This is a genomic window from Vibrio sp. 704, assembly GCF_033339295.1.
Window position 1 is genome coordinate 24,798 of sequence record NZ_JAWOUH010000006.1, and the last position, 14,899, is coordinate 39,696.

At 45.0% G+C, this 14,899-nt stretch carries 11 protein-coding genes; 5 read left to right on the plus strand and 6 right to left on the minus strand.

The features are described from left to right. The 6 genes from R7R24_RS10750 to R7R24_RS10775 all read right to left on the minus strand — a co-directional run bounded on the left by R7R24_RS10750 (window position 1) and on the right by R7R24_RS10775 (window position 8,340). A complete protein-coding gene (locus R7R24_RS10750; RefSeq protein ID WP_005379695.1) occupies window positions 1–1,725 on the minus strand; it encodes an acetolactate synthase 3 large subunit in 1,725 nt (574 codons plus the stop codon). Window positions 1,726–2,174: 449 nt separating this feature from the next. Then, window positions 2,175–3,983, minus strand: a complete 1,809-nt coding sequence (locus R7R24_RS10755; RefSeq protein WP_005379694.1) for an AMP-dependent synthetase/ligase — start codon at window positions 3,981–3,983, stop codon at window positions 2,175–2,177. A gap of 293 nt (window positions 3,984–4,276) precedes the next feature. Continuing rightward, window positions 4,277–5,236: a LysR family transcriptional regulator CalR gene (gene calR, locus R7R24_RS10760; protein ID WP_005379693.1), complete on the minus strand. Its 960-nt coding sequence runs from the start codon at window positions 5,234–5,236 to the stop codon at window positions 4,277–4,279. Window positions 5,237–5,791: 555 nt separating this feature from the next. Continuing rightward, complete coding sequence (locus R7R24_RS10765; protein WP_005379691.1) at window positions 5,792–6,838, minus strand: MJ1255/VC2487 family glycosyltransferase; 1,047 nt, start codon at window positions 6,836–6,838, stop codon at window positions 5,792–5,794. Between the two features lie 3 nt (window positions 6,839–6,841). Continuing rightward, window positions 6,842–7,390 carry a phosphatase PAP2 family protein gene (locus tag R7R24_RS10770; protein WP_033906038.1) on the minus strand — a complete coding sequence of 183 codons (549 nt, stop codon included), beginning with the start codon at window positions 7,388–7,390 and terminating at the stop codon, window positions 6,842–6,844. Between the two features lie 152 nt (window positions 7,391–7,542). After that, on the minus strand, window positions 7,543–8,340 hold the full coding sequence (locus R7R24_RS10775) for an SH3 domain-containing protein (protein ID WP_054579260.1): 798 nt from the start codon (window positions 8,338–8,340) through the stop codon (window positions 7,543–7,545). A 517-nt stretch (window positions 8,341–8,857) separates the two neighbouring features. On the opposite strand from R7R24_RS10775, the gene leuA reads away from it, so the two are divergent. From leuA to R7R24_RS10800, 5 genes are all read left to right on the plus strand, one after another. Continuing rightward, a complete protein-coding gene (gene leuA / locus R7R24_RS10780) occupies window positions 8,858–10,405 on the plus strand; it encodes a 2-isopropylmalate synthase (RefSeq protein WP_005379685.1) in 1,548 nt (515 codons plus the stop codon). Window positions 10,406–10,487: 82 nt separating this feature from the next. Then, complete coding sequence (gene leuB / locus R7R24_RS10785; RefSeq protein WP_054579261.1) at window positions 10,488–11,579, plus strand: 3-isopropylmalate dehydrogenase; 1,092 nt, start codon at window positions 10,488–10,490, stop codon at window positions 11,577–11,579. A gap of 110 nt (window positions 11,580–11,689) precedes the next feature. After that, window positions 11,690–13,090 (plus strand): 3-isopropylmalate dehydratase large subunit, encoded by a 1,401-nt coding sequence (gene leuC, locus R7R24_RS10790; RefSeq protein ID WP_005383069.1) that lies wholly within the window; start codon window positions 11,690–11,692, stop codon window positions 13,088–13,090. A gap of 11 nt (window positions 13,091–13,101) precedes the next feature. Further along, window positions 13,102–13,704: a 3-isopropylmalate dehydratase small subunit gene (gene leuD / locus R7R24_RS10795; protein WP_042522424.1), complete on the plus strand. Its 603-nt coding sequence runs from the start codon at window positions 13,102–13,104 to the stop codon at window positions 13,702–13,704. A 335-nt stretch (window positions 13,705–14,039) separates the two neighbouring features. Then, window positions 14,040–14,822 (plus strand): DUF547 domain-containing protein, encoded by a 783-nt coding sequence (locus tag R7R24_RS10800; protein WP_054579262.1) that lies wholly within the window; start codon window positions 14,040–14,042, stop codon window positions 14,820–14,822. Window positions 14,823–14,899: the final 77 nt, after the last annotated feature.

The following is a 14,899-nucleotide window of genomic DNA, read 5'->3' on the forward strand; positions in this document are numbered from 1 at the left end:
TTAAGTTCTCTCCGTTTTGCTTAGCCACATTTTATCCATACCCTCACCTTTGATTTGCATCGGGTATACGTGTTCGGTTTCGTCTACGTTGATGTCCACAAACACCAGACGATCTTTCATATCCAACGCTTTTTGTAGCCCTTCTTCGAGCTGATCAGGCGTTTCGATACGAATACCGACGTGACCATAAGCTTCTGCAATCGCTGCAAAGTCAGGAACAGAACTCATGTAAGAATTAGAGTGACGTCCTTGATAAATAATGTCTTGCCACTGTTTTACCATGCCTAAGAATCGGTTGTTCAGGTTGATGATCTTCACTGGAATGTCGTATTGCATGGCTGTCGACAATTCTTGAATATTCATCTGAATACTGCCGTCACCAGTCACAACCACGACCTCTTCTTGTGGCATGGCAAACTTCACGCCCATGCCAGCCGGAAGACCAAATCCCATGGTGCCAAGACCACCAGAGTTTATCCAACGGCGCGGCTTATTGAATGGGTAGTACAGCGCCGCAAACATCTGATGCTGGCCCACATCAGACGCCACATATGCGTCGCCATTAGTTAGCTTGTGCAGCGTTTCAATTACTTGCTGTGGCTTGATTCGTTCTGGAGACGTTTCATAAGACAAGCAGTTGCGGTCACGCCATACTTGAATGTCATCCCACCATGCGGTGATAGCATCTTGATCATTTCCACTACCTTGCTCTGCAAGCAGCCCGAGCATGGTTGTCAGCACTTTTTCCGCAGAACCTACGATCGGCAAATCCACTTTCACGTTTTTCGAGATCGATGACGGATCGATATCAATATGCATCACTTTTGCGTTTGGGCAGTACTTTTCAAGGTTGTTGGTTGTACGGTCATCAAAACGCACACCGATACCAAAAATAAGATCCGCTTCATGCATTGCCATATTAGCTTCGTAAGTGCCGTGCATACCCAACATGCCCAGTGAGTTTTTATGTGTACCCGGGAATGCCCCCAAGCCCATCAAAGTACTCACTACTGGTAGGTTCAGTTTGTCGGAAAGCTCTAAAATATGTTCATGGGCGCCAGAAATCACCGCACCACCACCGATATAAAGCACTGGTTTTTTCGCTTCTAATAGCGATTTAAGCGCTTTTTTAATCTGGCCTTTATGGCCCGAAGTTGTCGGCTTGTAAGAGCGCATAGAAAGCGTTTCTGGATATTGATAAGGCAGTTTGATTTGCGGGTTCATTACATCTTTTGGCAAATCAATCACAACTGGACCAGGTCGACCTGTAGTCGCGATATAAAACGCTTTTTTGATTGTTTCAGGAATATCTTCCGCTTTTTTTACTAAAAAGCTGTGTTTGACCACTGGGCGGGAGACACCGACGATGTCACACTCTTGGAAAGCATCATTACCAATTAGGCTATTCGGTACGTTACCCGAGATAACGATCATTGGGATAGAGTCCATATACGCTGTTGCAATACCCGTAATGGTATTGGTCGCGCCCGGCCCCGAGCACACAAGTACGACACCCGGTTTACCGGTAGCTCGAGCGTAACCATCTGCCATATGAGTGGCGGCTTGCTCATGCCTTACAAGTACGTGTTTGATTTGATCGGTTTTAGCATGCAGTGCATCGTAGATATCCAAAACAGAGCCACCTGGGTAGCCAAAGATCTGCTCTACGTGCTCTTCTATCAGAGATTGAACCACCATCTCTGCGCCTGACAACATTGCTGTCATAATTGTTCTCCTTAGCCAGTTTCCTCACCGTAAGGTCAACGGATTGGTCTGGTTTTACATAGTCTAGGTCTTATTCGTAGCCTAATCGAAATACTTCCACGTTTTCGGCTATGTCTTGCGTTCGTCATAACATCCCGCAAGGTTACCCAACAAATGTAACGTTTTATTATCAAAGGGTCTAATGAGAGATTGGTCTACTTTTTAAACAAGATACTAGTAATTAGAATGTTAGTAGGAATAGCAGCCACACATCTCCTATTTCACAGTACAAACTAAAAATTCAACGCTCAAAAAAAGAACATTATTTCATAAGCTTTTAGCTATTGGGTGCGAAATAGCGTTATTTGACGAGCAAAGCAGAAAAAATCAATACAAACAAAAATCCCCAGCAATGCGCGATCACATCACTGGGGATTTTTTCATCAATATAAAATCTAAGTCAGCTTAAGTTACTTTTTATCCGACTTTTCCTTATACATTTCTTCAATTTCATCTTGGTATTTGTCATTGATGACTTTACGACGAAGTTTTTGAGTTGGCGTTAACTCACCATCATCCATAGAGAAAGCTCTTGGTAACAGTTTAAACTTCTTCACTTGTTCAAACTTTGCCAACTCTTTTTGAAGATCGTTCACACGCTTCTCAAGCATTTCGACCACCTGGTGGTGCTTAATCAACTCAACGCGATCGTGATATTTGATATTCAGCTCTTTCGCGTACTCTTCTAGCGAGTCATAACAAGGCACGATAAGCGCAGAAACAAACTTACGAGTATCCGCAATGACTGCGATTTGCTCGATAAAGTGGTCTTTACCAATCGCACCTTCAATCATTTGTGGAGCGATGTATTTACCACCTGAAGTTTTCATCAACTCTTTGATACGGTCGGTGATGAACAAGTTGCCATTTTCATCAATGTAACCAGCGTCGCCCGTTTTTAGGAAACCGTGCTCATCAAAGGTCTTTTCCGTCTCTTCTGGCATTTTGTAATAGCCACGCATCACCATTGGACCACGAACCAGAATCTCGTTGTTTTCGCCGATCTTAACCTGTGCGCCAGGCATCGACATACCAATAGAGTCGGGGTTAAAACATTTATCATCCCAACACGATACTGTCGCCGTGGTTTCAGTCATGCCGTAGCCCAACTTAACGTTGATACCAATCGCATGGAAGAATCGACCGATGGTTTCATCCAGCTTTGCACCACCACAAGGCATAAAGTTGATTTGCCCGCCAAGTAGCGCACGCAGTTTGCTCAGAACCAACTTATCCGCCAAAGCGTATGACTTACGCAGCAAGAGCGATGGCTGACGTTTTTCTTGATGACAAGCGGCCATTTTTGCGCCCATGTTGACTGCCCAAGTAAACATGATCTTACGATGAATCGGCGCGCGAGACACTTTCTCGTGAATCGCAGAGAAGATCTTCTCATAGAAACGCGGTACGGCACACATCACGGTAGGTCTCACCTGGCTCAGTGCATCACGTACTTGCATGGTGTCTTGCAAATAGCAGTTGGTCGCCCCTTTGTACAATACATAAAAGGTCCAAGCGCGCTCAAATACGTGTGACAACGGAAGGAAACATAATGACACGTCACTTTGAGAAAGGCTCAAGCGCTGATCGTGCCCTTCCAATTGCGCCGCAATGTTTGCGTAGTCCAACATAACGCCTTTTGGCTGGCCTGTTGTACCCGAGGTGTAGATCAGCGTGAGTAGATCATCTTCTTTTGCCTGATCTAAACGCGCGTCCAATTCAACTTGATATGTAGCGTCGCCTTTGGCAACAAATGCTTGCCAAGAGATAACGAAATCATGATCGCCAAGTTCTATATCATCAGACATCGCAACAATGAGCTCTAACTGTTCGCACTGGTCGAAAATGCTCACTGCTGCATCAAATTGAGGCTGTTCACCAACAAACAGAACTTTGACGTCTGCATTGTTAATGATGTACGCCGACTGGGCGGCAGTATTGGTTGGGTAAATAGGTACTGTCACGCTGCGTAATTGCAGTGCTGCGATATCAGCGATCGTCCATTGCGGCATGTTGTTCGAGAAAATGCCGATCTTATCTTGGACTCCTAATCCCTGAGCCAAAAGTGCAAGTGATAAAGCATCAACTTGCTGACCAAATTGCGTCCACGTAATACCTTGCCACTCCTCACCCACTTTATGCTTGAGTGCAACGCGTGTACCACCGTTCGCAATTTGTTCACGAATACGTTTAACGATATGAAAATCTAACTTGGCCATTCTTTTACTTACCTTTTGGCTTACAGGCGTAAGCTAATTGAGCGAACAAGTGTACTCACGGCTTGCTAAAACGCAACTGACCAGTATCAAACTTATCACTAATAAGAGACAACTATCACTTATACGTCGCGAACGTACCTCAAATTGCTGAATGATTACTCTATTTAACTTACTGTTTCGATTGTTGATTACGAAAACAAAAAGCCCCGAGAGACAAAAATCGCTCGGGGACCAATGAATTGTAAAAATTGATGATTACCAATATGGTCTAATCGAGAAGACCAAACGTCATCTTATTTTGCGGCAACGACTTCACCACAAGTGATCATCAGTTGATCGCGTAGCCAAATGTGGCCTTTATCTTTTTCACTTGATTCATGCCAGCTTAAGAATCCGCTGATTTCTTTGTTCGCAAATGGGAAATCAAGAATTTGCAGTTGATCGCTGTTTACCGCATTTTCCGCCATCCAACGTGGTGCAATAGTCACAAGCTCAGATTGACCCACCACGTATAGTAGGTTGCTTAAACTAGAACCTTCATACGCCGCTTGGCAATCCAGTTCACGGTACGCTTGCTCTGAGAAACTACGTTGGCCATGCACTTTCGATAACTTCGCATGCTTTTCGTTAAGCAGTTGCTCAGCCGTCACACCACCTTGAATGCGTGGGTGTGTTTTTGATGCGATAACCACTAATTCATCTTTGAAGATTTCAGTACTTGAGAAACCTTGCTCATCAAAACGAGCGTAGTCGATCACGAAATCAATTTCTTGGTAGCGCATACGCTCAGACAACAAACGGTCAAATTCTGCATCTAGGTGAAGCTGAACGTTTGGTGCTTGTTGATTCACTTTTGCCATGATCTTCGGAGCAAAACGCATGTCGCAAGGGCTGCAAATCGCAAGCTTGAATAAGCGAGTCGAAGATTCTGGTTGGAATACAGAGCTAGGAAGTTCATTGCGAATCAGCTGTAGTGCTTGGCGAATAGGGCCAAACAGTTGACGTGCTCGTTGCGTAGGCTGAATACCACGGCCTTGGCGCATGAATAGCTCGTCGTTAAACATCACTTTTAAGCGTGCCACGGCGTTACTTACCGCCGGCTGAGACATGCCTAGGTTATGTGCTGCACGAGTAATATTTTGCTCTTGCATTACAGCATCAAATACAGTCAGTAGGTTTAAATCTACACCACGCAAAGTGCTTTCCATACGGTAGCTAGCAATTGCGCTCATCGCGTCTTTCTTCTCTAACATTGAGTGCGCCTCTTTTGTAATCGTCAACTTTGTTCATTAAATTCATAACGAATAGAATCCCATCTCGCACAAAAGACGGCGGCTGGATTCGAATCATTTTACGAATAGATAACCTAACTTTTTATTATATTTATCGTCCGGATACTTCCGGCTCGAACTGTACTATCAACTAATCGATTGCGGTTTCGCAACTAGATTGATATTTAATCAGTAAATTTTAGCCAATTAGGTATTTATTTGTTAAATAACAAAGATTTGATAAAAACATAAAAAACTATAAAACACGTAAAAATGCATTCTTTGAGGACGTATTTAGCAAATTGATAGGACAGGCGGTCAACACAAGCATGCATTTAGCTCAGTTATTAGTTGAAATAAGAACAACAGATGACAGCTATATCTCTGATTGAATTTTGCACTTATCAGTCAAATTATCAGCAAATACACACTGAATAGAAATGAGAGAGGAAGAATAAAAATGCAGCCTTCCAAATAGAAAGGCTGCAACAAAATCGTGTCAAAAATGGAAGGAACAATGTACTTAGAACAACGTACTTAAATGTTCGACACGTAACTTGGAAAATCAACCTGCTCCCACAGCTGTCTGGATAACTCTGCTTTTGAATCCCATGCACCTTGCAGTACCCAATGAACAATAGCCTGAGCAACATCTGGGTATTTCACACTTTCGGCTTGTTGCTCCTTTAGCCACTGGCGTACTGCGGAAATGTCTAAGCTCTCCATCGACATCGCAAGCCCTAAATCTTCTAAGGTCGCAACATTGCTCTGCTGCTCGAATTGACCCGCGAGTGGCTTTAGTAACAATTTTTTCCCCAAAGACAAGGCTTCTGAAGGAAGCTCAAACCCACCATTAGCAATGACACCACTACAGCGATGCAAATGATGCTGGAAGTTGCTGTGGCATAAAGGGCGCAGTTCTATGTTTTCTACCTGCTCACATTCGATCACATCCGGGTGATAACAGATAAACGCTTGTTGATTAAAGTGGAACAATAAGTCCGAGATATCTTCAATCGATTCGAACGGTAGATACACCAACACGAAGTCGTCGTTTTCTGCTTGGCTATCGACGGTATGCACTATCGGTGGTAACAAAGGTTGATCAAAATGATGCCAATGCAAACCAAGGTGGTGTTGAGAAGGCGCAAAGTATTCAATGACGGATTTATCTAACCAACTTGCTCCCTTTAGTGGCACCGGATAACGGAAAGCATTTTGGTGGCTGATACCAATAGAAGGCTTATTTTGTTGTCTCGCTGCCCACGCAGTCACAGGTTCGAAATCATTAATGATAAGATCGTAGGACGACAGATCGAGTTGCTTAACTTCTTTGAAAAACTGCACCAAATTGTTATTCAATGCTGTTTTCGCGTAGTTTACAGAGCCTTTTTCGGTAATAAAGGTGAAGCCTCGGCGAGTCTGGTAATCGCCAAATGCTTCCATTGAAAAGTATTTTTCCGGCGCTCGCCCAGAAAACAAAAAGTCGACCTCAACATCGTGCTCTTTAAACGCATGACTCATCGCCCTTGCGCGTGCAATATGTCCGTTTCCTGTCCCTTGAACACCGTACAAGATTTTCATCAATTAGCCTCCTAACATCGCAATCGCTAATCCACCACAAAGACTGCCAAGCAGCGCACCAATGATGACATCGGTAAAAAAGTGCACACCCAATAAGATTCGCGCGGTTCCGATTAAACTTGCCCAAAAGAATGCAGCAACGCCTAGGCTCGGATAGAAATGGTCAATCAGCGTCGCCATGACAAACGCAGCGGCAGTGTGTCCTGAAGGAAGACTGTAGCGATCAGAGGGTGTAATAAAAGCAGGAAGGAGTGCATTAAGCTCTTCAGGGCGACGACGCTTAAAACTATTTTTCAGCGTCCAATAAATTGGTAGCTCGATAGCAAAAGCAAGTAAACCCGCCAGTAAAAACCAGACTCCTTGCTCCTTATCTAAATACCAAGCTAATAAACCCAACACCAAGTAAAGGTGCCCGTCACCACTGTGGGAGACTCCTTTGCTGATATTGGCGACTTGTTGATTAAAACGGTGCTTAAGACAAACACTAGAGAGCGCTAAATCAAACTTAGCAATGGTTGCAATTGGCTGTGTAATTGTCTCTATGGTTCGCATGTGACCTTTCCTTACTTTGACAACGCCTTTGTGTGAAAAGTAGGAGGTTTAGGTGACAACAGCATGACGGGAATTTGGACAATTAATGACAAAGGCCAAATTAAGGTGTGCCCAACAATTTATCTATTGGGCATAACCATAAAAATAGAGCATTAAGAAGGGTTTGTTGGTTGCGGTTGAGGGGTGTCTATATACCAGACTTTTCTCTTCTTGCGGCAGGCGCGCAAAGAGCCCGTCGTCATGTCGCCATCTTTTGTAAGCTCATAGCTCAGTGAGCGGCAAGTATAGTTTCCCGACAGTTCATGCTCTATACTCGTTTGCTCCGTTTTACTCGATTTAGGCTCTAGTAGAGGGTTAGGCTGAGTAGATAAAATGTCACGATTTATCACATTGCTGCGCGCATAATCCTTATGGACATAACCTTTTATCACTCCTTTCTGTTCAACGAGAAACCAAGGTTGATCAACCACTTTTGCTAGCACATTAAAGACTTCCCCTTTCGATAATACGCCAAGCTTTGCCCCTTCAAGACTCGGTTTGGAGCGTAGGTTTAATGTGGTCTTAGAGCGGTAAGAGACATCCATAAACTCTACTGGGTTTGAAGTATCGACACCTTCAGTGGTTGGTCGGAAAACTTCCGCTTGCTGTTTCTCACTAGGTTGAACACGGATCTTCCACCAAGAATACGTTTCCGGATCTTTACCTTTAAACTTATTTCGGCTGTCAGACTCAAGGGCAACAAGCATCTGATTCAAGAACGATTCGCGTCCTTCATAACTCAAAAATCGATCCATTTGATCATTGATGACCATGACGCTCTGCGAGTGATCATTCATAACAACGGGGGAAGCCACTTCTACATAGGTCTGCGATTGAAACAGCTGACAACCCGACAAGCTGACCAGAGTAAATACTATGGCTGAACGTCCAAATTGTTTTGTTAACCTCATTCTTTCCCTAACCCTTATTTCTTTTACCTAGTGCAACTGCACTACTATAAATGGTCATTCAAAACTTTTGCCAAACAATTCGGACCTTTGTGTGACAAGTCGCAATCCCGATGCTTGTTTTGGTAATGAAACGTCGCAAACTTGATGAGAACTTACTTCTTCTAGCACGTTTCTATCGCATCATGTCGTTTCACTTAGTGCATCATTTTTTTCAAGCAAACGAAAAGACTCATCCGATATGAATAAAAAATCGACTTTAGGGTTGACGCGCTTCATGGAGTGCGGTACTAATTTGTTAACTTAATTATGTGGAAAGCTTAACAACTATGTCAGCTCATTTTTCTATCCTGCTTAGCCTCCTCCTGATCGTGACCAGTTCGCGCGGGTAGGCTGTGGAAGAAAAATAACCACACCAATTTCTAAGAACCCGCATGAGAATGCGGGTTTTTTTATATCTAAATACTGGAAGTAAACGATTCACTTGCGCAAAAGTGCAGAAATCAGGAAGGAAGCAAACATGAACGATCAGGTCATTATATTCGACACCACATTGCGTGATGGCGAGCAAGCGTTGTCAGCAAGCTTGACGGTTAAAGAAAAACTGCAGATTGCCTATGCGCTGGAAAGACTCGGCGTTGATGTTATCGAAGCTGGCTTCCCAATCTCTTCACCAGGTGATTTCGAGTCTGTACAAACCATCGCAAAAAACATAAAAAACAGTCGAGTTTGTGCCCTTTCGCGTGCCGTTGCGAAAGACATTGATGCTGCCGCTGAAGCCTTAAAAGTGGCTGACCAATTCCGTATTCACACGTTTTTAGCCACTTCCACCATTCACGTAGAAGACAAACTACGCCGCAGCTACGACGATGTACTAGAAATGGCAGTCAACGCCGTTAAACATGCACGTAACTACACTGATGATGTCGAGTTTTCTTGTGAAGATGCTGGTCGTACTCCAATCGACAACCTATGTCGCATGGTAGAAGCCGCCATCAATGCAGGTGCGAGTACAATCAACATTCCAGATACCGTTGGCTACACCGTACCAAGTGAGTTTGGTGGGATTATTGAAACCCTATTTAACCGCGTTCCGAACATTGATAAAGCGATCATCTCCGTTCACTGTCACGACGATTTGGGGATGTCAGTTGCCAACTCTATTGCCGCCGTTCAAGCTGGCGCACGTCAGATAGAAGGCACGATCAATGGCATTGGAGAGCGAGCGGGTAACTGTTCACTTGAAGAGATCGCAATGATCATCAAGACTCGTCAAGAGTTTTTGGGCGTTCACACTGGCATTAAGCATGATGAAATTCACCGCACCAGTAAGTTGGTTAGCCAGCTATGCAATATGCCTATTCAAAGCAACAAAGCAATTGTGGGTGCAAATGCGTTTAGCCACTCTTCAGGCATCCACCAAGATGGCATGTTGAAGAATAAGAATACCTACGAAATCATGACCCCTGAGTCTATTGGCCTAAAAAACCAAGCTCTGAACCTAACCAGCCGCAGCGGTCGCGCTGCCGTGAAGAGCCATATGGATACCATGGGTTACAACGAAGACGAGTACAACCTAGACGCGCTGTATGCGGATTTCTTGAAACTTGCTGATCGCAAAGGCCAAGTGTTCGATTACGACCTAGAAGCCCTAATGCACTTCTCGAACTTGCGTGAAGAAGATGACTTCTACAAATTGAGCTACCTAAGCGTGCAGTCAGGCAGCGTAATGGCTACCACCAGCATCAAAATGCAATGCGGTGATGAAGAAATGTGTGAAGCAGCGGTCGGTAATGGCCCAGTTGATGCGCTATACCAATGTATCTACCGCGTGACAGGCTACGACATCGTTCTGGATAAATTCGACCTAACCGCGAAAGGTGAAGGTGAAGATGGTTTGGGTCAAGCAGACATCATTGCCAACTACAAAGGTCGCAAATACCACGGTACGGGTGTTTCCACCGACATCGTTGAGGCTTCCGGCCAAGCATTATTGCACGTTATTAACAGCATTCATCGTGCAGATAAAATCGAAGAAATGAAGCAGAAAAAGATTGCGACTGTGTAATAACAACCGGGCTACACGGCTCAGGAAAGAACACGCTCGTTGAAATAATTAAGCTCAAAATTAGAAAACTTAAAGGATTAACATGACAGACAAATCGTACAAAATTGCCGTCCTACCCGGTGACGGCATTGGCCCGGAAGTAATGGCGCAGGCACATAAAGTATTGGATGCAATCGAAAAGAAACATGGTATTGCGTTTGAGCGTGACGAGCATGATGTCGGTGGTATCGCGATCGACAACCACGGTTGCCCACTTCCAGAGAGCACAATAAAAGCATGTGAAGAGTCTGATGCAGTCCTATTCGGCTCGGTTGGCGGCCCTAAGTGGGAGCACTTACCACCAAACGACCAACCTGAACGTGGTGCCCTACTTCCACTACGCAAACACTTCCAACTGTTCTGTAACTTACGTCCAGCGCAAATTCACTCAGGTCTTGAAGCTTTCTCACCGCTACGTGCAGACATCTCGGGTCGCGGCTTTGACATCGTGGTAGTCCGTGAACTGACGGGTGGTATCTACTTCGGCCAACCGAAAGGTCGTGAAGGTGAAGGCGCAACAGAAAAAGCATTTGATACTGAGGTGTACCACCGCTTTGAGATCGAACGTATTGCAAAAATCGCTTTTGACTCTGCTCGTCTACGTCGCAAGAAAGTGTGCTCTATCGACAAAGCGAACGTTCTACAAAGCTCTATCTTATGGCGTGAAGTAGTCGAAGAAATCGCAAAAGACTACCCAGATGTCGAGTTGTCACACATGTACATTGATAACGCGACTATGCAGCTTATCAAAGACCCTGCTCAGTTCGACGTAATGCTGTGTTCAAACATCTTCGGCGACATCATTTCTGATGAATGCGCGATGATCACAGGCTCTATGGGTATGTTGCCTTCAGCAAGCCTAAACGAAAGTAAATTCGGTCTGTACGAGCCAGCAGGTGGCAGTGCACCAGATATCGCAGGTAAGAACATCGCTAACCCTGTGGCACAAATCCTGTCTGCGGCACTGATGCTACGTTATAGCCTAGGTGAGGAAACGGCGGCACAAGACATTGAAGCGGCAGTTTCAAAAGCACTATCAGCGGGTGAGCTTACGGGTGACCTTGCTGGTGACAACCCAGCACTTTCGACGTCTGAGATGGGCGATAAGATCGCTGAGTACATCTTAAACTCTTAATACAGAACAGATTCATAATAAATACTAAATCCTCTATCCACCAATGACTTACCTCTAAGTCATTGGTGCTAAAACAAAGCAACAAGGATAACGAGGAAAGGAAGCAAACAATGGGCAAAACATTATACGAAAAAGTCTACGACGCACACGTTGCCGTCGCAGCAGAAGGGGAAAACCCAATCTTGTACATCGACCGTCACTTGGTACATGAAGTGACGTCTCCGCAAGCATTTGACGGCTTGCGTGAAAAAGGTCGTAAAGTGCGTCAAGTCAGCAAAACTTTTGCCACCATGGACCACAACGTTTCAACAACCACCAAAGACATCAACGCATCCGGTGAGATGGCACGTATCCAGATGGAAACGCTATCGAAAAACTGTGAAGAGTTTGGTGTTACGCTTTACGACATTAACCACAAATACCAAGGTATTGTGCACGTTATGGGCCCAGAGCTTGGTATTACCCTACCGGGCATGACCATTGTTTGTGGTGACTCGCACACGGCTACACACGGTGCGTTCGGTTCTCTCGCTTTTGGTATTGGTACATCTGAAGTTGAGCACGTATTAGCAACTCAAACGCTAAAACAAGCGCGCGCTAAAACGATGAAGATCGAAGTAAAAGGCAAAGTGGCTCCGGGTATCACGGCTAAAGATATCGTGCTAGCCATCATCGGTGAAACCACAGCTGCTGGCGGTACAGGTTACGTAGTTGAATTCTGCGGTGAAGCGATCACAGACCTTTCAATGGAAGGCCGCATGACCGTATGTAACATGGCGATTGAGCTAGGAGCGAAAGCCGGTTTGATTGCACCAGATGAAACCACGTTCGAATACATCAAAGGCCGTAAATTCTCACCTCAAGGTGCGGATTTTGATGCAGCAGTAGAGTACTGGAAGACATTAAAAACGGACGATGATGCTCAGTTTGATGCAGTCGTGACACTAAACGCAGCGGATATCAGACCACAAGTCACTTGGGGAACTAACCCAGGCCAAGTTATCGCGGTAGATCAACCTATCCCAGCACCAGAAAGCTTTGCCGACCCAGTAGAAAAAGCATCGGCAGAAAAAGCATTGGCTTACATGGGCCTAGAGGCAGGCAAGTCATTGTCTGATTACAACGTCGATAAAGTCTTCGTTGGTTCTTGTACTAACTCACGTATCGAAGACATGCGCGCAGCCGCTGAAGTAGCGAAAGGTCGCAAAGTCGCGCCTCACGTTCAAGCGCTAATCGTTCCTGGCTCTGAGCAAGTAAAAGCGCAAGCAGAAGCGGAAGGCTTGGACGTTATCTTTAAAGAAGCGGGCTTTGAGTGGCGCCTACCAGGTTGCTCGATGTGTCTAGCAATGAACAATGACCGTTTGGGTCCACATGAACGTTGTGCGTCTACTTCAAACCGTAACTTTGAAGGCCGCCAAGGTCGTGATGGCCGTACCCACCTAGTGAGCCCTGCGATGGCAGCGGCAGCAGCAATTGCTGGTCACTTTGTAGATATTCGTGAACTAGACTAAGGAGCAAACCAATGTCAGGCTTTAAACAACACACAGGCTTAGTTGTTCCTCTAGATGCAGCGAACGTTGATACTGATGCCATCATTCCAAAGCAGTTCCTACAAAAGGTCTCCCGCCTAGGGTTTGGTAAGCACCTATTCCATGACTGGCGCTTCCTAGACGATGCTGGCGAACAGCCAAATCCAGAGTTCGTGATGAACGCACCTCGCTACCAAGGCGCGTCTATCTTGCTGGCTCGTGAGAACTTCGGCTGTGGCTCATCTCGTGAGCACGCACCGTGGGCACTAGCGGATTACGGCATCAAAGCGATGATCGCTCCAAGCTTTGCCGATATTTTTTACGGCAACTCGATCAACAACCAAATGGTACCAGTTCGCTTGACTGAGCAAGAAGTGGATGAAATCTTCCATTTTGTTGAGGCGAATGAAGGTGCAGAAGTCGAGGTCGACCTAGAAGCGAATGTGGTTCGTGCCAACGGCAAAGAGTACAGCTTTGAAATCGATTCGTTCCGTCGTCATTGCTTGCTAAACGGTTTGGACAACATTGGTCTAACCCTTCAGCACGAAGATAAGATTGCCGAGTACGAAGCGAATATTCCAAGCTTCTTGCGTTAAGACGCGTTAGTAAATACACAAATCAAGGGCTGGCAATTGTCGGCCCTTTTAATGTTTTGGGTAACCGTTCTCATATCGCTTTGCTTACAGAATACCGAACGCCTCTGTTGAAATTCGTCATCCTGAACAGCGACGAAGGAGTGTAATTCAGGATCTACTGCCAGAGCGCACTGTGCAGATTCATACTGTCTTTACTCAAGAGTTTGTGGGTATTAGATTCCTGATATCGCTTATGCTCCTCAGAGTGACGGCGAATAAAGGCCACTGATTACTGAAAGAAAACAAGCACTAAACTGGTCTACACTATCAACAATATCTCATTCAAAGGTATCTCTATGAAGCGTCTGTTATTGCTGTTGTGTGCTCTGGTTTCTTTATCAACATTTGCCGCACCTAAATCCGACTTATGGCCGTATTGGAAACAATCGAATCAGGCTAATCAAAGTCAGATCTCTCATCAAGATTGGCAGCAATTGCTCGATGCTTATTTGGTTGAACAAGGTGAGAATACCTTGTTTCGTTATAGCCAAGTCTCCTCTGTCGATAAAACTAAGCTGAAACAATACATCCAGCGTTTGGCAAAACTAGACCCTCTACAATACAACCAAGCAGAGCAATATGCCTATTGGGTAAACCTTTACAACGCCATCACGGTAGATCTTATTTTGGATAACTATCCAGTCGAATCAATCACCAAGCTAGGTGGTTTATTTAGCTTTGGTCCTTGGGGAGACGATGTGGTCGTGGTCAATGGGAAGGATCTAACTTTAAACGATATTGAACATCGAATTTTGCGTCCAATTTGGAATGACCCAAGAACGCATTACGCCGTAAATTGTGCAAGTTTGGGATGCCCTAACCTACAATCTCAAGCATTCACTGCTGACAACACGCAAGCTCTACTGGATAGTGCCGCCAAAACATTTATCAACAGCAGCAAAGGCGTATCTATCCAAGGTAACACCGCGCAACTGTCTTCTATTTATGATTGGTTTGCAACGGACTTTGGTGGAGAAAAACAAATCTTCAAACACATCGCAAAGTACGCACCGCAATACAAAAACTTCTCTGGTAAAGTGAAATACGAATACGATTGGGACTTGAATCAAGCCAACTAAACTGGGGGGATGTGAGGTCAATTAGCATTAGGGACATAATAGGCCAAAAGCTAAAGACACTGGCAACTCAAAGACTA